Below are 21,934 nucleotides of genomic sequence, written 5' to 3' on the forward strand. Positions count from 1 at the left end.
CAAACTAATGAACGGGAAAAACTTCATTCTTAAATCTGCCGTCTCTGCTCTGCTGTTAATAGCTCTCAGTGCTTGTAGCGGCGGGGGCGGCGGTTCGGATAGTTCCAACAGCACCGACGGTTCCGGTAGCACCGGTGGTTCTGGCAGCACTGGCGGTTCCGGCAGCACCGGTGGTTCTGGCAGCACTGGCGGCTCCGTATCCAAAACCTTCTCCAGCAGTGTTACCGTCGTGGATGTTCGCCGAAAAGACAGCGGTGATTCGCTGCCGGTATCCGGATTGCCTGCTGAGGGCGGTGAAATTACGCTGAGCCAATAAATTGCTTTTGGGTATAGGAAACCTAAAAGCCTTTTTTGTCATCCACAAGTAAACACCAACCTTAACGGTCCACTTTGGGTTCTTTCGCAAACTTTGCGACAGAACCCAACAATAATCACCCTAATGGGCTTTGCACAAAAATATCTTCAGTTGCTTAGAGTTTCACAATCTTTTCCTCATAGGTGGGGCAACCCTCAGCTATTAAACTCCCTTCCCCCTTTCTAGTTAGCGGTCTTCCGCTGATATTCCCCCTCCTCACCAGAAGATAGTACCCCACAACCAAAAGATTATTATTTCATCAAACTCGAGTAAAAGTCTTATCAAAGAAGGAGCTTGTCCTAGTTTTTATGTGTGAGATCAATCAATCTGGAAGAGGCAGGCCCTTAAAAACAGTGGGATAATAAAATTGATAATGCCTAAAACCTGATTACGTGACCACCTTACAATATGCGGCTACTTTTATAGTCTTTGTGGTAGCTACAGTAACTGACAAAAAACTGCTCAAATCACCTCCTTTAAGCACTAAAGACAAGCCCCAAAATCTCCTTTAGTCTGAATAATTTTATAGAAAAAATATTGACCCTTAAAATGTTAATAAAAAGGAACGCATACGAACTCATCGCTTAAGATGTAGCTATTCATTACACTCAAAACCCAGCAAATTGACCGACTGAAAATATTGTAATCAGAAACAGTGATACTTCTTCGGCTGATAAGGAGATAAAGCCTGAAGTAGACCTTGACAGCCGTATGGAGAAGCTAATAAATATATTCATTGGCTATACAAAAATATGGACTTTCACCAACAGTGGATTGAAGAGCCCAACAGGATAAACGGCGTTTAAGGTTTATTCACCATCGAGATCCAATGGAAACCTTCTCTCATAGAGTAGACGCCTACCTTTTGAATAGGGTAGGAGAAAATGCCGAAAATATTGAGCGAAGAACATGTTGTTGAATACTCAACAGAGTTTAAAGTTAGAGTGGTCGCACTCACTAATCAGCTGAAAGTAGATACGACTACTATCGCCAACATCATTGGCCTACATCCAGTAATGGTGTATAGATCGCTACAAGAAAGTAGAGAAGGCAAGTTGGTTGAGAGGCCTAGCCGTAGAATAAGTATGACGAAGACAGCGAACCCTCAGTCTCAAACTGATGATAAAGAAATAAAACGCCTAAGAAAGCAGGTTGAGAAATTACAGAAGGAGAATGACCTCCTAAAAAAGTGGGAAGTGTACCTGAAAGATCAAAAGCTGAAAGATTCGCGTTCATAGCCCACAATCGGTGGGACTTTGGTGTCAAGTACTTGTGTAGATATTTGGATGTTTCACTTCAGGGATTTTATAAATGGCTTAACCGTATTGAAAGTGCTCGAGACATAGAAAATAAAAGAATTCTAGGGTGTATAGAGACTATCTACACACAGCATAATGGTAATTATGGAAGTCCAAGAATTTGCGCAGAACTGAAAGCTATTGGTGAGCGAATAAATCACAAACGCGTTGAACGCCTTATGCGAGAGGCTGGAATCGTGGGGAAAGCAGGAAGGATCTATCGTCGACGCCCATTACCTGGAAATCCTTGTATTAAGGTTGAAAATTTACAACGAGAACATGGTATGCCGACTAAACCAGACTCTCATTGGGTAGGTGATGTGACCTATCTGAAGATCAATGGTCAGTGGCAATATTTAGCTGTAATTATTGATCTTTACTCTTGAAAAGTGGTGGGTTGGGAATTATCAAATACTCGAACCGTTGAATTAACGCTGTCAGCGCTAAATAAAGCTGTCCGTCGTAGAAGGATAGAATCAGATCTAATGTTTCACAGTGACCGTGGGTCTGAGTACGGTGCTTATGCATACCAAAACCGACTCAAAGAACTAGGTATTGAGTCGAGCATGAATCGACCAGGATTTATGAATGATAATGTGTATGTAGAGTCTTTTTTTCAGACACTGAAAACTGAGAATATCAAAGGGTTTTACTTTGAGTCGGTTGAGGATCTTAGGGCTAACTTATCTTGGTACCTTGATAGATAATATAATTTGAAGAGAAGACACAATTCACTTGGGTTCAAAAGCCCATATGAATATGAAAGAATGGCCGCATAAGATGAATATAAGGTAGCGTCTACTTTAAGGGAGGAGGCTTCTAGGGCCCCTTAGAGCAGGGACCCTGTTAGTCGTTACTTAGAAGCTAATGCGCGTTGACCAGAACGTAAGTCGATAACAACGACACCTTTAATACCAAACATCCCATTGTCGTAGGCAAAGAGTCGACGGCCTTCTGCGTCAACAGCAAGGGAATCTAGGCTCGCTACCGCAATACCACCGCCACGACAGTCGGTATCACAGCCCTTACCGCTAGTCAGGGTTGATTGTGAAAAGTCATCCAAGTCGATAGCTACCAAATCTCCACTTTCAGTACCCACTAGAAGCTGATTGCCGATTGTGTCCAGGACAATGTCTGTAGGGATCTTATTATTACTGCCGCCATGTACTGACGAGGCGAAAGTACTCCTGTCACCAGTAGTCAGATCCACTTTCCAGATACCACCGATACCAGAATCACTGACGAACACTCGATTATTAGCGAGATCCAACGCTAAGCCCTCAACAGAGTCAAAGTAAGGAGCGGAACCGGTATGATTATCGAAGATAATTTCTCTGTCACCATTTTCAAGCTTGACGCTCATCAACCCAGAGCGCTGTAACAAAATCATACGATTGTTGTCGGCATCAAACTCCATAGCCCCTACAAGTCCGTAGAACTCTGGTCCCTCACCAATATTGGCCGCAGAGATTACCTCAACGCCACTGTCTACTAGATCAATCTTGAGCAGTCGATCTGAGTACTCATCAAATATATAGGCATGACCATCTGACTCGCCAGGGACAATTGTGGACGCTACTATGCGGGGAGAATCATTAGGGGCAAAGTGAGATACGATCGCACGGTTGCCATTCTGCAAATCAATTTCTGCGGCTACGCTGCCACCTTCTCCCGGAGCTGAACCACCGTCTTGGGATATCACCAGTAGCTGATCTGTCGAGAAGATATAATTTACATCGTGCCATGTGTAACTGGGCCCCATACCAACTTTGTTGGAGGAAACTATAGATCTATTGCCTGTACTGATCTCGACGGACATGATTACCGGATCAGCAGACCTTCCAGACACCACTAGGTGATCGCTATCAGCACCCCGGCCAATTGCTGCTGCGTATTCAAGCTGTAACCCTTCGCCCTTAGTTTTGCTGGTTACAACTGATCGATTACCGGTTGCAATATCCACTTGCAGAACATTTTCGCCACCAGTGACATATATTTGATCACTGTCAAGATCGACGATCAAATCTGAAGGAAATGCGGATTCGCCACTGCCAACACTATTGCCGCTTATAATTGCTCTATCGCCACTGGCAATGTCTACCTTGAAAATAGAGCCAGAAACTAGATCACCCACATATAGCTGTCCATTCGCCTCATCTAATGCGATACCAAACGAAGATAGCATATCTGGCCCAGTACCCACCGGGGATGCTGAACTAGAGCTGGATATTACAGAGTGATCACCGCTCGACAAGTCAAATTTAATAATCTCACCATAAGTATCAATACTTCCAAAAATTTCAACTGTTCTTGCTGCGTAAGCTTCACCTCCAGAGCTTGTTAGAGTCAGCCTTTTAAAGCCAGTGGAAATCTCAGGAATTGGCTGAGGCCAGGTGGTCAATTGCGTACGGTCACCGGTGCTGCGCTGGACGGAGTAGATACTCCCGTCCCTATTTAATACGACAAAGTTGTCATCGGCAGAATTGCTGCGTACTTCTGGAAAGTTTTGTTCCATATCAACCAGCCCCAGTGCTGGACCAGAGCCAACCGATGGTCCTGAAATCACCCGACGAGAACCGTCTGTGCCTACCTCAAATATCGTTTCCGCACCACTGTCAGCAAAATAACTGCTTCCAAGCAAGTTGTCGTAGGACACACTCACTGGTCGCGCTATTAACTGCTCGTTCTTTAGTGAGAGTGAATCCTCAATTGTTTCGCCAGTAACGAACTGGGCGGAGAGGGTGTAGGCATCGCTACCTTCGTTAATCGCACTATCGAGATACCAGACTGATGGGCTATTGGCGTCCTCAGTCGGTGATTGGCCACCGATAGTGATGCTAGCCAGTTGCCTGGAGGCACTTTCCAAATCAAGGACTCGGGCAGAGAGTGCTATGCTGGAAAGCTGCCCTCCCATATTGGCACCACCGGTCGGGAAAATGATGCGAGCCGAAGGTGTCGGTAGATTAGTTACAGTGACCTGCAACGAAAGCTGGTTCGCGAGCCCTTCGCTGTCGGCGGCACTAATTGACAGCTGATAATTGTTATCCTTATCACTATCCGCAGGCGACTCAAAATCTGGGGCAGTGTTAAAGCGGAGTTCTCCGCTGGCGGAGCCAATAGAGAACAGCGCAGCATCGATGCCGCCGCTCAATGAGTAGGTGACATCGTCTCTATCTGGGTCCTCGGCCGTAGCGGTATAAAAAATATCGCTCACACCTTCCTCAACTGTGATTTCAGTTGTGGAAGAAAACTCTGGAGCGCCATCGTTAACATCAACAACGGTTATTACAATTTCCTGGCTTGATTGGCCGCCGTTGCCATCGCTAGCCTCGACCGTTACCCGGTAGTCGTTGTCTCCATCTGCGTCTGCAGGATTCTCAAAATCCGGTGCAAAACCGAAACGTAGCTGGTTACCATTATCAATTAAAAAGCGGGACTGATCTTCGCCACCGCTAATGCTGTAACTTATGCTGTCTCCATCGGCGTCACTAGCAGATAGTGTAAGTAGGATGCCGGAACTATTTTCCTCGAAGGTGACTTCTGTTGTAGAGACGAACTCGGGCGCACTATTGGATGAACTATTGGATGAACTATTGGATGAACTATTGGATGAACTATCCGAATTGTCATCGTTTGAACCACCACCTCCGCCCCCTCCGCTACAGGCGGAAATTACGATAATAGAACTAAGACAAAGAGCTCTCTTAAAACTGCTCATTAATTAGTGCCCCCAAGAATAGATTTTAAAGATTTTTTATGAGCGTAACGCCAGGGCGGCGACTTTAACAAACAATCTGGAATTTTGAGAAATTTTTAGTTTTACTCCTTCACAATGTGTACTATTTTGATTGATTTATACTCAGGTACGATGAAATAGGATTCTGCAAGGTGATTTATTCTCATCATAGAACAGTAGCTAAACTTATAAATAAGCTATCGCTCGTTAACATATCCCTTGAGAAATTGCCACTCGGCATACTCTATTACCCACTTGATTACTTCGTATATCTCTATAAGATCCCGCGGGATATTTTGCGGAGCAACGATATCCCCCCCCCCCGCAACAGTTGTTATTTCAAATAAATTCAGGTCGTTAAATGAAAAAAATCATCACTATTCTCATCATTGCCCTCGCCACCAGCTCCTGCATGAAACTCGAAGTCAAACCGGGCCGGGTTATTGGAGATACCGTGGATGCAGGCAAAGATGCCTACCAAAGCATTCAACGCAGTCGCCGTGGCGAGGAGGAGAGAGGCTTCTCCCACAAGACCAGTTACGATTCTGCCATTTCTAATGCAGCCAATATTGCTGGCTGTAAGGAAGAGCTGTTGGAGGTCGTTAGTATTTCAGACCTGGTTGTATCCCAGGTGATTTCTGAGTCTTCAGAAGTATTGGTTAAAGACGGCGATAAAACCATCCACTGCTCAATGCAGGTGGTGGTGCGCCCTAAGGCTTAAGCACGGCTGCAGACTAAAGAACCCCCTGTGATTTCTTGAGAGTGAGCCCTATGAAAAATGCGGTGCTCGATTGGTTCGGACCGGATTTCGACCAGCTGAATCCACTTTTGCAAGAGCTGCATACAAAGGGTGCCAGGCTCAAGGTGAGGTGGATATTCGCTTTGGTTCCGGCGTTGCTGGCTGGATTGGCCGGCGAATGGCTCGCAAATTGGGGGGCCCCGCAAAGGCTGGCAAGGTGCCTTTCTCTGTGGAAATCCACCATTCCACCAAAACACTGATCTGGTCCCGCACCTTTGCCAACAGCCATACCTTTACCTCAGAATTTCACCCAGTAAAAACTTATCAACAAGGTGGTTACTGGGTTGAGTCCACTGGCCCAATCAAAATACAGCTTGGGGTTTCCACTGAGGGTGGCAACTGGCAATGGTTGCAACGTTCTGTGTCAATTTTTCGGCTCCCAATTCCAACAATATTCCGGCCAAAGGTTTCTGCTGGAAAAGCAATTGTGAATGAGCTCTACCAGTTTGAGGTGAAAATCTCCTTACCGGTGCTGGGTTTTCTCTTCGGTTACTCAGGCACGCTAAAGGAAGATGTTGAAGAAACGATCGGGTAGATCCGTGCGGTTAACTATGCACTTGCCGTAGGAAAAGGCACAGGATAGTCTCGATCAAAACGATAAGAGCAAGTTATGGAAAGTGAACTGCTATCACTCCGAGCAGAGCTAGCCCTGCTAGAGAGGGACAATCGGCGCCGACTAGAGACCTTCGAACGGCGGCTCTCTGCCCTTGAAGCACAACTCAGGCGGGGCAATACTGAAAATAAAGAAGTCTTAGCAGAAAGCACCGCTGAGTTAGAGGATGATTTAGCCCTGCTTATGGGCACACCTACCGAGCCCCGCAGGGTCATTGAGCAAGCTAAGCCAGCAATCTTAACCCCCACTAAGGCACCTGCTGAACCCAAATCACCGTCTCAAAAAGACAGAAAAGCATCAACGACCACACCATGGTTACAGGAAGGGTTCGCCAGCCTAGTAGAGCCAGCCCTGGAACCACTCAACCGCGTGTGGGAGCCCCTTATGGGCTTTTATCGCCACTACCAGCTTCAGGGTAAGGCTCCGGTATTCTTTATGACCGCAGCCGGCATATTGGCGCTGGTGTTTGGCTTCGCTTATTTGCTGCAGTTCTCTTTCAACAACTATTTGGGCCCAATTGGTAAGGTTACTCTGGGCTTTCTAGTCGCAGCAGTAACAACCTTTGGCGGTGTCACATTCAGCCGGCGAATGCCTCATATGGCCGACTACGGCTCCGGACTAATAGCACTCGGGGTGATTCTTCTCTATCTATGTGGGTACTTTGCCGGGCCCTACTACCAGTTGGTACCTATCCCCATAGGAGTCGGCCTGTTGGTAGTGACAACAGGCCTCTCCTACTTACTCGCCCTATTATTTGAGACACGAGTGGTGTCCATGGTGACCCTGCTGGGCGGCGCCAGCATGCCTTTGGTGGCGAATCATTTTGATCCATCGGCGCTTGTTTATCTCAGCTACTTATTGGCACTCGCCCTTGCCATGCTGCATTTATCCAGGCAAATACGCTGGCCACAGCTTGCAATGGTAACTATGGCGCTGAGTGCCGGCATGTTTGAGTTTTCGATCTCAAACCTGGATGAAACCGCCTCAACCTTGGGGCCACTGCTGATATTGCACGGCTTCTTTTATGGATTTGCCCATTACGCCTTGCGAGGACTGCGTACCGAACTGATAGAAACCAAAGAGCTGGAGCGAAAGCGCCTGTTTATTATTGCCGCAAACCTGCTGTTATTTATTCACATCAGCTGGTCGTTGGCCCCCAGCAGCCATGCGCTGGGCATAGTGTGGCTGCTTAACCTTCTACCCTGGATGGCGCTGGCCATTTATTCACGCTGGCTGTTTGGCTACAGCGCCACCAGTGTTTCCGCCCGTGTTGTACAGAATATGGCTCTACTACACGGTGGATTGTTGGCGGGTTTGGCAATCCTAGCGTTATGCAGCCCCGCTTTACTGGGAGTTGTCTGGTGCCTTGAAGGATTATTGCTGATTTTTCTCGGTGCCCGTTTTGGCTTTATCAGTGTAAGAAGCGAGGGTTATATCGCCCTTACTGCCGCAGGCCTTACCATGCTGTGGCAAGCTCTGGCCTGGGTAGCTGGAAGTGTTGTTCCCGCACCGATGTTGCTTTCATTAAGCGCAGACGCTGGCTGGGGTAACTGGCTGGCACTCTGTGCTGCTGCCTTCGCATTAACCCAGCTATTACGGCACTGTGCAGACCGAATCACTCCTGCAGAACACCGTTTAGCCACTATTGCAGATAATGCTTTTGCGGTATTTTTATCTGCAAGCTTCCTGCTATCAGTGGGAATCCTCTGGCCCCAAGGCATGTGGCTACTTGCCCTGTTACCAATGGGCTTTTTGATCTGTCGAGGCCAGCGCACTGGCTCAGCATTTTGTGAATGGTTGGGACTCAGCCATTACTTACTGCTGTTTGTCCCATTGCTGGCGAGTGCATCGATTGTGGGTAATTTACATTTCTACGATCAAATACCTTATGGAAAGATTGCCAGCGTGGAGGCCTTTCTCAGCCTGTGGATGATTGCAGCTCTGTATAAACACCTGGATATGGAATCTACAGGCTTCTCCCTGGCACTCAATTTGCGCAAGCTGTTTTACGCTCTGTTGCCGATATTTTTCCTACCGACGGTGATTTATAAAGCCAGCGACTACTTCCCCATGGCCGTTTGGTTATCTTGCGCTATCACCCTAGGGCTTTATATATGCCTAAAGCTGGAAGTATTAAAACAGGAACTACGGATCTTAATTGTAGGCGCAAGCTTTGTAGCAGTGAGCGGCTGTGCCCTGCGGGAATTTGCCAACTGGCAAGGCCTTGCTATGAGTGGGCTGCTGTTGGGGTTAGTATCACTGACTGCGTTGTTGTGGATCGGTCAAGGGTTGCGGCGAAAGCCCGTTGGCAAGGATTGGCAGTTGGCCCTGCACGGTGCACTCAAGCCACTCTTTCCTCTGGCTTTTTACTATCTCGCGGCAACACTGTTTATTATTAGCTATGCGCTAAGCCGGGACTTTGCACTGGCCCTCTTACTTTGCCAACTGTACTTCGCCAGTCTGTATGTTTTTAAATCCAAATTAGCCCCACTGCGCAATCAGTTGACTCCACTTTATATGTTGAGTCTGCGTCTGTTTGAGTTTATTACCTTGTTACAAGTTGCAGCAGTAATCCTCAATTCCAATAAAGCACCAATGATAGGGATTTATAATCTGGTGGCCTTGGGAGTTGCTTCGTTGCTGGTTTATCAGCGCTTCTTCGCCAATCGGGCCGTATGGCCAGGCCGTAGGTTGTTTAACCTGTGGGCATTGCACCTCACAGCAATTCCACTTTATATCGCTCTGCTGGCACAAATACTGGAAACCATGTGGCTGCCAGCAATATCTTTTGCCCTGGTGGTACATGCAACACTGCTACTATTCCAGACCCTGAAACCAGGTACCCAGCGGTTACTAAAACTTTCACTTATTTTGTACGGCATTGCCGCACTTAAAATTGTGCTTTGGGATATGCAGGACTTTTCTCTGATACAGAAGATTGTGGTCTGTATGTTGGTAGGGCTATGTATGCTGGGTGCGGCCTTCCAGTATCAGAGATTTTTATCGACCAAAAAAGAAAGCACTTATTGACATAACTTTTTACAAAAATATAAATGGGTCTCCTAGGCCCATTTATGTTTTTTCATTTAAACAACGAAATAAATAAAAAAACCACCTAGAAATTTATGCATCTATTTAAAAAAATCTAGAGAAAACAGGACCAATTTATCCAATCAGTTAACCTGTTCAACATTCACCCCATAAATTGATAACATCTATCACTAATTACGCCACAAAATTATAAACTGAAATTTTTTCTATAAAATTGATAAATTACAGCAAAAAATGTTGTCTCACAGATTGAAACGTATAGAAAATCCGTACTAGCAAGACAACAACACTATCAATCTAGCATTCAAATAATGAGTCTTTGCTTGTATTGAATTGTCTGCTTAAAACCCTATTTTTCCATCGAATCTCTGGAAGCTGGGATAAGAAAAATTCAAGCTGACAATATTTTTTTGCTTCGCACTTTTAGTGACCTACCGGGCGGTATCAGATTGCCAAAAAGGAGAATTTATCATTCGTGCCGACGCTGCGGTGGTCGTCCCCAATGACGACTCCGATACTCTGTATTTAAACGGCAGTGCATTACACTCATTTTTTCAGCGAGCATATCAACCATACGGCGCAGAACTACTTTTAGATGGTACTCGGGGCTGGGTCACGGGCTAGATGGAAGCTTATTAGTTCCTGGGGGCTGGCTAGGGGAAGTTGGTATTGACGTTGCCTTTGGACGGACAGCCATTGGCTATTCAATGGGGCTATTAAGTGCCTGGATATTGATCCCTTTGTTTTCTCCTTGGGGGCTGAATACCACTTCTGAGACCCTAGCCACCCAGTTTCACCCCTTTCATTCTACTAAACAGAATGAACAAGCCTAAATAGACTAATTTTCATTCTGTTAAATATAAATAAACTACTCCCTAACGACAGCGATAACCCACTTAGAGCGCGGCTCTATCGGCCTTTTCACAGTTTAAGGAGCATTAAAATGACCACTTCTACTTTATCCACAGCCCAGCCCAGCGCTAACCACAAGCTATTTGCGGGCATCGCAGATCTAAGTGGGCGTATCGGCCTGGCGGCGATATTCTTACTGGCTGGTGTAAACAAGATTCAGAACTATGAGAGCAGTGCCCAGTACTTAGCCATGGGCGGCCTACCAGAGTTTCTGCTGCCACTGGTGATTTTGTTTGAGATTGGCGGCGCCCTGGCGTTGATTGTGGGTTTTCAGGTACGCCTTACCGCACTTGCCTTTGCCGGCTTCAGCCTGCTGACTGCGGTTATGTTTCACAATAACCTGGCCGATCAGATGCAGTTTTTGATGTTCTTTAAGAATCTGGCTATGACCGGCGGCTTTCTGGTATTGACTGCTCATGGTGCCGGACGCTTTAGCCTGGACAGACGCAGAAGTACCGTTCAGTAATTTGCCAAACATACAATTATCTTCTATTGCCTTCTACTACCTTACCCTGGCGCCCCAGGGCCGGTTACCAGCGATACTGATTCAGGAGAAAAACATGGGACTTTTAGTAAACGGCCAATGGCAAGACCAGTGGTACGACACCAAAGATTCTGGTGGTGCCTTTAAGAGAGAGGCGGCCCAACTGCGCAATTGGATTACCAGTGATGGCAGCGCCGGACCCAGTGGTAGAGGGGGCTTTAAGGCGGAATCCGGGCGCTACCATTTGTACGTTTCCCTGGCCTGCCCCTGGGCCCATCGCACGTTGATTTTCCGCAAGTTGAAAAAACTGGAGGAACATATCAGTATTTCTGTGGTAAGCCCGGATATGCTCGAACAGGGCTGGAGTTTTAATACCGATGAAGGCAGCAGCGGCGATGCGTTGTTTGGCCACCAATTCTTACACCAGCTATATACCCGCAATAAGGCCGACTACAGCGGGCGCGTGACTGTACCGGTGCTCTGGGATAAACATCAGAACTGTATTGTCAGCAATGAGTCCTCAGAAATCATTCGTATGTTTAACAGCGCATTTAATGAAATTAGTGGGGATACTCAGGACTTTTTCCCAGAAAACAAACAAGAGGAAATTGAGAATATTAATCAACTGGTATACGAGAATATCAACAACGGCGTATACCGCAGTGGTTTTGCCACCACCCAGGAAGCCTATGAACAAGCCTACACTAATTTGTTTAATGCCCTGGATCAGGTAGAAAACATTTTAGCCAAGCAGCGCTACCTCGTTGGTGAGGAAATTACCGAAGCGGATTGGCGACTATTCACCACCCTAATTCGCTTTGATTCGGTCTATCACGGCCACTTTAAGTGCAATCGCCAGCGTCTAGAAGACTTCCCCAATCTGCGCAACTATGTGCGAGAGTTATACCAGTGGCCTGGTGTTGCCGATACTGTCGACTTTCACCATATCAAAAGGCATTACTATTTCAGCCATACCATGATCAACCCAACCCAGGTGGTCCCGGTGGGGCCAGATATCGACTATAGCGGTCCTTTTAACCGCACCACTGGCTAACCTGCTCTTTTGCAATGGCCCCAAACACTGACTCTCTTTTTGTTGATTGATGACAGTCTGGTAATTCACTGGTATCGATCAACAGCTGCTTGCACATTGCCTGCACAATTGCCCAGTAAACTGGTTTTTAGAATAAGCAGTCACAAATAAAGAGAACAACATGCCAAAAGACTCCGGAGCCTCTCAATTCGGTGGCCAGCAGACATGGAAATTTAGTCAAGGTGATTACGGCAAAATCACAAAGAAGCATCCTCACACCAAGGGCGGAATCTGTGAGGCATTAGCAGTAAGTTGGATTAGCAAAGCACTACAGTCCGGCCTTCAAGATGCGCTGTCCACCGGGGGTAGTATCGATAGCACAAAGATGGCCGTTGTGGCACAGCGCTTTGCTTCCATGTATCGATTCAAGTTTATGAATGGTACCGAGGGTCGCCCCAGTAATGCCCATGAAATGATGCGGGAGACAACGCAATATTTAGTATCTCAGGGTTTTGAACATTTACGACAAGTGGGAAATGGGATCGCGACAAAGAAAGTGAGCCCCTCTTTAGATGAGCAATTTACCACGGCATTTGGCGGCTTTGAGTCCAAAGATTACTTTACCCAACAATCTCAGACTCTTTTTTGTATGCTGAGAACGGCAGGTACCGGGTGGGGCCACGCCATGGCATTCCGTATTACTGCAACTACCGATAAAATCACTTACTTTTTCGACCCCAATAAAGGCGAGTTCAAGTTTTTGCGTTATACCCAATTTCGGAAGTGGTATGAGCAATATCATCGCCAATCCAGTATTTATCGCACATCGCGCGCAATTGGATTTGACGTGTTTAAGCATAAGGACCGGTAAATAAAGAACCAACCACCAGTATTTACTAGCCTTCAACTGAGCTAGTTCACAGTTTGATACGGCACAGGGACGTGCCATCGTCTTGCAGTTTCCTACACCTTCTCTCCTATAAAAGATTTCTCTCTATCACTGGCTTCCTTCCCTGAAACAAAGATTCCTTTAAGGTATTCGAGCGTTATCGCTTGATATTTTCGCTATTATTCGGTTTGGTCGAATAATAAGATACCCTTTAAGAGCGCATCTATCAGCGAGAGAAAGACCCATGCAAAAAACCACCCTGGAACAATGGAGAATGTTTAAGGCCGTTGTAGATGCCGGCGGCTTTAACCAGGCAGCCTCCGTAGTTCATAAGAGCCAATCCAGTATTCACCATGCGGTCACAAACCTGGAAACTGCACTGGGTATCAAGCTGTTTGAAGTGACGGGACGTAAGGTAGTACTCACTGAGGCAGGCCACCTGATGCTGCGCCGTGGCAAGTTCCTGCTGGAAGAGGTCTCCCGTATTGAGGCCATTGCAGACTCCCTCAGTGATGGAGTGGAGTCGGAGTTACGCATCGCCGTAGATGGAGCCTTTCCGCAGAAAGTGGTCTTCCAGGCTTTGGAAAAAGTGTCGGGAATCTATCCTCAAGTCAATATTGATATTATCGACACAGTTTTATCCGGCACTAACGAATTAATCCAGGAGGGCCTTGTCGATCTGGGCCTTTCTGCCTTTACCATGGACGATAGCCTCAATGATGAAATCTGCCGCATTGAGTTTGTGGCAGTTGCTCACAAGGCGCACCCACTACTCAGGTTTGAGCGTGATCTGACATTTGAAGATCTTAAGTCCTACCGGCAAATTATTGTGCGAGATTCAGCGCTGCAAACAAACCGGGATTCCGGCTGGCTAGGGGCGGAACAACGCTGGAAAGTGGGCAGTTTGCGTGCCTCTCTGGATTTAATTGCACAGGGTATGGGATATGCTTGGCTACCTATGCCACTGGTGGCGGACTTACTGAATGACGGCACCCTGAAACTATTACCATTGAAAAAAGGCGGAGCGCGCTCGACCAGTTTTTATTTAAACTTCAAAGATCAGGATAAGTTGGGACCTGTGGCTCGTGAGTTTATTGGAGAGCTCCGCCTGCTCACCCTGGAAATGCCGACGTCTGAACAATGATGTCGGTGCATTTTTCCTCAACCCATTCTTCCCTCTATTCTTTCCTTTTCCATTCTTCCTTTTTGTCTCACCTCTTTTAGCGGGAGAAGGCGCATAAGATAAACTTTTCACTAAACCCCATTCATTCTAAAAGAGCGAATTTACAGTCCATCTTTAACTAATATTGATTCTATCCTCAGCCAGCTATCATGGCCCTAACACTATTTATTACCTCACAGATGAGGATTAGGCTATGTACTACTTCAGACCTTCACAGGAACGTGGGCAAGCCCGTTTTGGCTGGCTAAACAGCAAACATACCTTTTCTTTTGGACACTATTACGACCCCAAGCATATGGGATTTTCCGCGCTACGCGTAATCAATGATGATACGGTGATGCCTGGAGCCGGATTTGATACTCACGGACATCGGGATATGGAAATTATTTCCTATATCCTTCAAGGTGCGATCGAGCATAAGGACAGCGAGGGTAACCGCTATGTAGTACCAGCTGGTGAGATCCAGAGGATGAGCGCCGGTACCGGTATTACCCACTCGGAATACAATTACTCAAAGTCAGATCAGCTGAAGTTCCTGCAAATCTGGATTGAGCCAAACCGCCGGGGTGTAAAACCCAGCTACGAACAGAAGTCGATCACACAGCACGGCAAACTGACCGCTTTGGTGACCTCCGATGGAAGAGATAACACCCTTTCCATACATCAGGATGCCAGTTTATACCGCCTACATTTAAAAACCGGGGAAACCATTACATTAGACACCCGTGAGCGACCCGGCTACTTACATGTCATTGATGGCGAAGCCAGTGTAAATGATAAATCGATACTGGCATCGGGAGATGGTCTGGGTCTATTCAAAGAAGAGATACAACTTCAAGCTGCAAGGGATGGTGTTACCGCACTGTGGTTTGATCTGCCTGCCAACTGAATTTGGCTCTAGATTCCAACAATAAGCGCACTACAGATCGTTATTGATACCTCGTTGTTTAACTCTCAATAGACGAGGTATCTCTTTTTTAATCGCCCTTTGTGTTTACCAGCCCCATGTATTTCTTACTCCGCTGAGTTCCTAAAAAAGTTATTTAATCGCATGAGCGATAAAACGCTTGACCTCATCAATAGGCTGCGGCTCCTTTATTGCCGGGCTAATAAATTGCGGTGCGCGCAGATAACCTTTATCGATCAATCGAGAAATAAGAGGCAGACATTCTATCGAGACCTTACCGGCCATAAGGTTATTGAAGTCTTCGCGGGTTTCCATGGCATTTAACATCTGATGAAAACCTTGTAGGTAAAGATAATCCTTGGTAAAGCCACCGCCTCGATAAACCCGGGTAGTAATCGTAAAGGCCAGGTTTTCTTCCACCTGATATTGCTCTTTAAGCAGGATAAAAGTGCGCTTAAAGTCTCTATCCTGCAACATGGATTGTACCGCGACCACCCGCAGTGCCAACACTTTTAATCTTGGTAAAGTGAGATAACCGGCCAGGTATTCACACAGGATCGCCAACCCTTCCTGGGAGGTTGTATTGACCGGACAGCCAAGTTCAAGCACTCTCAGCGGTTGGCTGCGGGCGTTTAGGGTCGTCACCAGGTGAACCCCTAATTCGTGGTGCGCTAGGGCGGATACCTCTGTTTCTGAGACACTGGCATGGGAATTGATTTTTACCGTACTGCCAGCGACCAAGGCATTGGCGATCATGCGATCATCGGTGCGGATATCGTAGGTGTAGCCCTGTCGATTGGCAAAGTCACTGAGAAAGCGCATCATCTCATCGGCATTGAAAAAACGATCAGCACTAGGTTCAAGATCATCGGGCAAATGCAAGATAAAATCTGCGTTGTTAATATCCTTATCCGTTGGCTCACCAAAGTAACGCAGGGAATCATAGACGAAGTCCGCTGTGCCTACGGAGCGAAACTGGTCCAGTTTGTCGACATATGACTCGACGATATCGCTGTAAAGCTGGGTTAAATCCTCATCTGGCAGAGTCTCGACTGGAAGGGCATAGAGTGCTCGCTTACGTTGGAATATTTCTACTTCGTGTTCGGCATAAACAAACTGTGGGTTAGTGGAAAAATTTGTAGAGAAAAAATCCTGTTTTTGTTCCCGAAAATTTTTTGGTTCAATAGCAGAGAGGATTTCTACTCCGCGCACCAATTCAAATAATTTTTGATCAAGGGCTTTTAATTCAGGATGTTCACTGGGAGATTGATGCACGTTTTCAGCCTTTATCGTTAAGTTTTATGGTCGAAAATGGGGCCTTTACCAATTGTTACTATCAGGATTTCAGACACCCAACCCTCTCATGCTTATATAGCCATTGTCCACCCGGCATAGCCAGGCGCCATACCGACTTAAGCTTGTCCTCACTCGTCTTACAGACTCAGACTTCCTCAGTAACTACCAACACACATACCATGCGTAAAGCATCGCATCCGTTCTCATAGTAACCTGGAAGCTGGGCTTTGATTTCAAATCCGCTCTCCTTGTAAAGCTTTTGCGCAGAGTAATTATTGATAGCCACTTCGAGTTGCCAGTATTTATAGTTATTACAGTTTAAGTAATGTTTAAATGCTTCGATCAATGCCCTGGCGAACCCCTTACCGCGGTACTCCAGCCGTACCGCAAGAGAATAAAGACGCGCCGGGCGAGGTAACTTGGGCGTTAAACAAATTCCGTAACCAACGATAACACCCTGAACTTCTAGTAACAGACAGCAGGCTTTTGCCTTTATCAGCAAGTAGCGCATTTGCCTTCTATTCAATAGATCTGTAGTAAAACTGTCATGCTCAATAGAGAGCAGATGATTTAGATCACCGATCTGTGCTGGGCGAATAGAGCATTGTTCCGCAGGCATCTAGTGCGCCCCACGCAATTCCAAGCGACGAAGAAACTCCGACATAATTTGCATGTAAAGCTCTTCCCCCAAATATTTATCTTCAATACCTTGATCAATATTGGGGTTGTCATTTACTTCGATCACGTAGGCGTGATTATCCTTCAATTTAATATCTATACCATACAGCCCTTTTCCTACCACGGCTGCGGCTTTCAGTGCAGCGTTCAATACACTACGAGGGGTTTCAAAGGTGGGCAAGGTGTCAAAGTTTCCACTCGTGTGCCGCTTAACCCCATGGTTGTAAATCTGCCAGTGATTACGTGCCATATAATATCGGCAGGCATAAAGCGCGCGACCATTTAATACACCGATACGCCAATCATAATCGGTATAAAGATATTCCTGCGCCAAAACAAGCGCCGAGTTTTTAAAGAGACTCCTCAGTTTGTCGATAAGCGCCTCACGATTATCGACCTTAAAAACCCCTCTGGAAAAAGATCCTTCGGGCAATTTTAAAACCATCGGATAACCCAGCTCTCGCTCCAGTTGATCCAAAGTACCGGGATCTGCTCGATTGACTACCAGAGTCTTCAGAGAAGGCACTTTTTGATAATGGAAGGCATCGTGTAAAAAAACCTTATTACAGCAGCGCAGAATGGAGTCGGGATCATCGAGCACTACAAGACCGTTCTGCTCCGCCTCACATGCCAGACGGTAGGTATGGTGATCGATCGCGGTGGTTTCCCGTATAAACAACCCGTCGTACTGGTTAATTTGGGAAATTTCATCCGCTGTAACCACATCCACCTGCATCCCCAGCCTTCTGCCAGCCCGAATAAAGCGCGAGACTGCGGCTTGGTTGCTCGGCCGGGAAGCCTCCTGCGGATTCACCAGCATCGCCAATTCCCAGCGGTATTTCTTCCGGCTGCTCTGCTTTCTCCAGCGGATACGTGCGTATTCCCCCAGCACTTGCCAACAAAAATGGCGCTCCTCTGCGTTTAGCTGAGCCAAGCCAATACGCTGAACCAGGATCAGGACATTCCCTTGGTCGGCACTTAAGGTAACTTCCAGCAAGGGCACAGGATATTGTTGAAATACTGTGGCGGCTAAGGTCTTCAGGCGGAAGTCTTGCACCTCTCCCATACAGATCAATGCGCGAACGGGTTTCTCATCGCGAAAAATCTCTTGATCTACGCGCTCAGCCTTGATCCAGATGCCCTGTTCATCGCCATTGCGCAAGGTATTGATGACCCGCACAGAGGGGAGAACATCGTGTCGGCGCGCCTCCGCCAAGAGAGAGCAGTAGTAGCCCTGGCTCAGATAACGGCGGGTATCGCACAAGTTAATTATGCGTATCCGCTTCTCATGTAGTTTGGGATAATCGCGGAGGTAATCTTCAAACGACAGGGTATTGGCTGGCAGGTCGGCGACATCCAGATCGTCATCGACCACAAGCAGAGTAGTATACATAGTCAGAACTTATCAAAGCGATGCTTGAGCACATCAGGAACTGACGGGGTGGGCACCAGCGTAAACACTAGTAAAGGCCTTCGACCCTTTGAACCCCGGGTCGATTTGGGCGAAGAATACCTGCAGCAATAGCTGAGAACCAAGCTTTTTTTAAGGCCCTCTACCATGGGCCTTGCTAGCCCTATTTATTGTTGAGCAGCCGATTGGTTTAGGGCAAAGATGAGAACATATTTAAGGGCGGAATAGTGTTTACAGTACTAAAAAAAGCATGCCAGAAGACCAGCTATCAGAAAGCTGGAATAGGTGTTCATAGCCAGTAGCAGCAAGTCCAGTGGCTTTACCCTGGAGCAACTTTTTAGTGAACCTCTCCATTAGTAAAGCTCCCTGACTCCCAGAATTTGCTGCCAAGTTCATAATCCCCTGGTTCTGTGGCCTTGTGGCATTGGGTACCCCTAAGAACACCAAGCAATCAAAACCCATTGAAAGGTTCAAGTTCATTAGGCACGCACTGAATAGAGTTCTAATAATCCCAGCACTAGATTTCTACGCCTGCCCTACTGCCAATTCCCACCTAAAATAGGTCGAGGCAATTAAGGATGGAAAAATGGGTGCAGTGAGCGACAGGGAAGGTCGCGGGAGTGAACAGGCCACACCGGGGAGATGGATTTCGCTACTCTCACCCGTAGCTCCGGCTATTGTCACCATTTTTTTGATGGCGCATATGCCAGACATCTCCGCTGGGAAGGAATTTTCCTTTGGTGTTACCTGGGTTGAGGCACTGGGTGTTTCCCTGCGATTTTATGTCGATGGCCTGAGCTTCCTTTTTGCGCTGTTGATTAGTGGCATTGGTGTTTTTGTTGCTATCTATGCCGCCGCCTATATGCGCGGTGATCCCGACTTGCGCCGTTTTTACAGTTACCTATATCTTTTTATGGTTGGGATGCTAGGTTTGGTGCTGGCGGGCGATTTGATTACCCTATTTGTCTTCTGGGAAATCACCACCATTTCCAGCTATCTGCTGATTAGTTATAACAATACCAGCGCCATTGCCCGCCGCTCCGCTCTACAGGCTTTACTGGTCACCACACTGGGGGGACTTTGCTTACTTGTGGGGTTGCTATTACTTGCGTACGTGGCGGGTAGCTTCGATCTACTGCAGGTATTAGCTGCCGGTAAGACGGTGCGGGCTAGCCCACTTTATTTACCGATCCTGATTCTGATATTAATCGGCGCCTTCTGTAAGTCTGCACAGTTGCCCTTTCATTTCTGGCTGCCCAATGCCATGGCCGCACCCACACCGGTGAGCGCCTATCTGCACTCCGCCACCATGGTAAAAGCCGGAATTTACTTACTTGCGCGTATGCACCCGGTATTGGCACACACCGAGTATTGGGAGTGGATTTTAACCTGTACCGGCGCCGCCACGGCGGCGGTGGCAGCCTTGGCGGCACTGCGCCAAACCGATCTAAAGCTGGCCCTGGCGTACACTACTCTGATTGCACTGGGTACCCTGACCATGTTCCTGGGCTCAGATGCCTCGGCCGCTGTGGCCGCCGCCATCACGTTTCTTATTGTGCATTCCTTTTACAAAGCTGCCCTGTTTATGGTGGTGGGCATCATCGATAAACAGACTGGCACGCGCAGCCTTAATAAATTAGGCGGACTCGGCCACTCCATGCATATCACGGTGATTGCGGCTTCAGCGGCTGCACTTTCCATGGCCGGCTTTCCGCCTTTTCTAGGCTTTATTGGCAAAGAGCTTAAATACGAAGGCGCTTTAGCGGTGGCCTCAGAACCGGCCCTGGTTGCCACAGTGGCGGTTTTTGTCAATGCCGTCACGGTAACCGTGGCGGGAATGGTGGCAATCAAACCCTTTTGGAAGAAGAAGCCGCAACATATAACCCATGTTCAAGAGGCGCCACCGGGCATGTGGATTAGCCCGTTAATTTTGAGTGGCCTGGGGCTAACTTTCGGTATGGCACCAGATCTCGTTGGTGGCGGCTTGGTGGAACCAGCGCTAAGTGCCATTTTGGGTATTCCTGAGACGATCAAGCTGAAGTTGTGGCACGGTATTAATATCCCCCTGCTGATGAGTATTCTCACTTTTGTTTTGGGAGTCATCATGTATCTGGGGCTGCGTCGTATGCGCGCCTGGTTGGCTTGGGATTTCAAACATGCACCCACCAGCGCCGACGAAATGTGGGATAAGTCCCTGGATTTACTCAAAGCCTTTGCGGCGTGGCAGACCCGTATTCTGCAAAACGGCATCATGCGACGCTACCTGACGGTGATTTTCACTACCATCTCCCTAGTTCTCGCCTATGCCCTGATTCGCGGTGGACAATTTCCCCTGGAGTACGCTTGGCCACGCCTGAATTTGAAGGAATGGGCGGCTTTGCTGTTGACCGTGGGGGGAGCCTATATGGCGGGTTCCGCGCGCAAGCCGCTGATCGCTATCTGCGCCCTTGGCGCCCTCGGTGTGGGCATCGCCCTGATTTATTTGTTTCTTGGCGCACCGGATGTGGCCATTACCCAACTTCTTGTGGAAACCCTGTACCTGGTGCTGGTGGCAGCAATCCTGCCGCGGCTGCCGGTGTTCAATCCTGGCCGCAAGGTACTGTTCCGCCCACGGGATGCCACACTCGGGGCTATATTGGGCTTGCTGGTAACCTTTAGCCTGTTGGCGGTACTACAAACGCCGCTCGATAGCCCTACGACTGAATTTTTTGAAAAAGCCTCTGTGCCCGAGGCCCATGGCCGCAATATCGTCAATGTGATCTTGGTCGACTTTCGCGCGCTGGATACCTTCGGCGAAATTATCGTTGTTTTTACTGCAGCCGTAGCGGCTGTCACTCTACTCGGTCACCAATTACGACGGGGTAAACAGTGAACTCGCTGATACTGCAGACCGCAACCCGAGTGCTGGTGGCACTGATACTGGTGTTCTCCATTTATATGTTACTGCGCGGGCATAACTATCCCGGCGGGGGGTTTATTGCCGGCTTAATTGCCGCCTCGGCATTTGTTCTCTTTGCCATGGCTTGGGGCGTGGAGGCCGCACAAAGCGCCCTAAAAATTCCGCCGAGCAATCTCGCCGCAACTGGCGTATTGATCGCACTGCTCTCAGGTATGCTCTCTCTATTTTCCGGCGAGGCGCCATTTTCAGGACAATGGCTACAAGTTACCGGCAATAAAAATTCCGGCGGTCTCTCCCTCAGCAATGTGCTGATTTTCGATATTGGTGTTTATTTGGCGGTACTCGGTGCAGTACTGACTCTGATTTTTGCCCTGGAGGATTCCAGATAAT

Annotated in this window: 18 protein-coding genes; 14 read left to right on the forward strand and 4 right to left on the reverse strand. The window is 47.6% G+C overall.

Going from position 1 to position 21,934, the window contains the following annotated elements:
- Window positions 1-7 precede the first annotated feature (7 nt).
- The 4 genes from ACJJID_RS13960 to ACJJID_RS13975 all read left to right on the forward strand — a co-directional run bounded on the left by ACJJID_RS13960 (window position 8) and on the right by ACJJID_RS13975 (window position 2,360).
- Window positions 8-316, forward strand: coding sequence for a hypothetical protein (locus ACJJID_RS13960; protein WP_444920003.1), 309 nt, complete (start codon window positions 8-10; stop codon window positions 314-316).
- Window positions 317-1,239: 923 nt separating this feature from the next.
- A complete protein-coding gene (locus ACJJID_RS13965; protein ID WP_444920004.1) occupies window positions 1,240-1,593 on the forward strand; it encodes a transposase in 354 nt (117 codons plus the stop codon).
- A 44-nt stretch (window positions 1,594-1,637) separates the two neighbouring features.
- Complete coding sequence (locus ACJJID_RS13970; RefSeq protein WP_444920005.1) at window positions 1,638-2,039, forward strand: IS3 family transposase; 402 nt, start codon at window positions 1,638-1,640, stop codon at window positions 2,037-2,039.
- Between the two features lie 6 nt (window positions 2,040-2,045).
- Window positions 2,046-2,360, forward strand: coding sequence for a transposase (locus tag ACJJID_RS13975; RefSeq protein ID WP_444920006.1), 315 nt, complete (start codon window positions 2,046-2,048; stop codon window positions 2,358-2,360).
- A 146-nt stretch (window positions 2,361-2,506) separates the two neighbouring features.
- Here the strand turns inward: ACJJID_RS13975 and ACJJID_RS13980 are convergent, their stop codons facing one another.
- Window positions 2,507-5,371, reverse strand: a complete 2,865-nt coding sequence (locus ACJJID_RS13980) for an Ig-like domain-containing protein (RefSeq protein WP_444920007.1) — start codon at window positions 5,369-5,371, stop codon at window positions 2,507-2,509.
- Window positions 5,372-5,750: 379 nt separating this feature from the next.
- On the opposite strand from ACJJID_RS13980, the gene ACJJID_RS13985 reads away from it, so the two are divergent.
- The 8 genes from ACJJID_RS13985 (at window position 5,751) to ACJJID_RS14020 (ending at window position 15,242) form a co-directional block, all read left to right on the forward strand.
- Window positions 5,751-6,110: a hypothetical protein gene (locus ACJJID_RS13985; RefSeq protein ID WP_444920008.1), complete on the forward strand. Its 360-nt coding sequence runs from the start codon at window positions 5,751-5,753 to the stop codon at window positions 6,108-6,110.
- Between the two features lie 148 nt (window positions 6,111-6,258).
- Window positions 6,259-6,723: a DUF4166 domain-containing protein gene (locus ACJJID_RS13990; protein ID WP_444920009.1), complete on the forward strand. Its 465-nt coding sequence runs from the start codon at window positions 6,259-6,261 to the stop codon at window positions 6,721-6,723.
- Window positions 6,724-6,798: 75 nt separating this feature from the next.
- Entirely contained in the window at window positions 6,799-9,831 is a 3,033-nt protein-coding gene (locus tag ACJJID_RS13995; RefSeq protein WP_444920010.1) for a DUF2339 domain-containing protein, read from the forward strand.
- Between the two features lie 964 nt (window positions 9,832-10,795).
- Window positions 10,796-11,230, forward strand: coding sequence for a DoxX family protein (locus tag ACJJID_RS14000; protein WP_444920011.1), 435 nt, complete (start codon window positions 10,796-10,798; stop codon window positions 11,228-11,230).
- 94 nt (window positions 11,231-11,324) lie between these two features.
- On the forward strand, window positions 11,325-12,302 hold the full coding sequence (locus ACJJID_RS14005) for a glutathione S-transferase family protein (RefSeq protein ID WP_444920012.1): 978 nt from the start codon (window positions 11,325-11,327) through the stop codon (window positions 12,300-12,302).
- Between the two features lie 160 nt (window positions 12,303-12,462).
- Entirely contained in the window at window positions 12,463-13,152 is a 690-nt protein-coding gene (locus ACJJID_RS14010; RefSeq protein ID WP_444920013.1) for a YopT-type cysteine protease domain-containing protein, read from the forward strand.
- Window positions 13,153-13,414: 262 nt separating this feature from the next.
- A complete protein-coding gene (locus tag ACJJID_RS14015) occupies window positions 13,415-14,314 on the forward strand; it encodes a LysR family transcriptional regulator (RefSeq protein WP_444920014.1) in 900 nt (299 codons plus the stop codon).
- 232 nt (window positions 14,315-14,546) lie between these two features.
- Window positions 14,547-15,242: a pirin family protein gene (locus ACJJID_RS14020; RefSeq protein WP_444920015.1), complete on the forward strand. Its 696-nt coding sequence runs from the start codon at window positions 14,547-14,549 to the stop codon at window positions 15,240-15,242.
- A gap of 150 nt (window positions 15,243-15,392) precedes the next feature.
- On the opposite strand, the gene ACJJID_RS14025 is transcribed toward ACJJID_RS14020, so the two are convergent.
- The 3 genes from ACJJID_RS14025 to ACJJID_RS14035 all read right to left on the reverse strand — a co-directional run bounded on the left by ACJJID_RS14025 (window position 15,393) and on the right by ACJJID_RS14035 (window position 18,627).
- On the reverse strand, window positions 15,393-16,535 hold the full coding sequence (locus tag ACJJID_RS14025; protein WP_152454842.1) for a flavohemoglobin expression-modulating QEGLA motif protein: 1,143 nt from the start codon (window positions 16,533-16,535) through the stop codon (window positions 15,393-15,395).
- Window positions 16,536-16,701: 166 nt separating this feature from the next.
- Entirely contained in the window at window positions 16,702-17,175 is a 474-nt protein-coding gene (locus tag ACJJID_RS14030; RefSeq protein ID WP_444920016.1) for a GNAT family N-acetyltransferase, read from the reverse strand.
- Window positions 17,176-18,627 carry a RimK family protein gene (locus ACJJID_RS14035; protein WP_444920017.1) on the reverse strand — a complete coding sequence of 484 codons (1,452 nt, stop codon included), beginning with the start codon at window positions 18,625-18,627 and terminating at the stop codon, window positions 17,176-17,178.
- A gap of 604 nt (window positions 18,628-19,231) precedes the next feature.
- On the opposite strand from ACJJID_RS14035, the gene mbhE reads away from it, so the two are divergent.
- Together mbhE and ACJJID_RS14045 are read left to right on the forward strand one after the other, a co-directional pair.
- Window positions 19,232-21,517, forward strand: coding sequence for a hydrogen gas-evolving membrane-bound hydrogenase subunit E (mbhE, locus tag ACJJID_RS14040; protein WP_444920018.1), 2,286 nt, complete (start codon window positions 19,232-19,234; stop codon window positions 21,515-21,517).
- Entirely contained in the window at window positions 21,514-21,933 is a 420-nt protein-coding gene (locus ACJJID_RS14045) for a Na+/H+ antiporter subunit B (RefSeq protein ID WP_152454846.1), read from the forward strand. Before mbhE ends, ACJJID_RS14045 begins: the two co-directional genes overlap by 4 nt.
- Window position 21,934: the final 1 nt, after the last annotated feature.

The sequence above is a fragment of the Microbulbifer sp. CnH-101-G genome, from assembly GCF_052466775.1.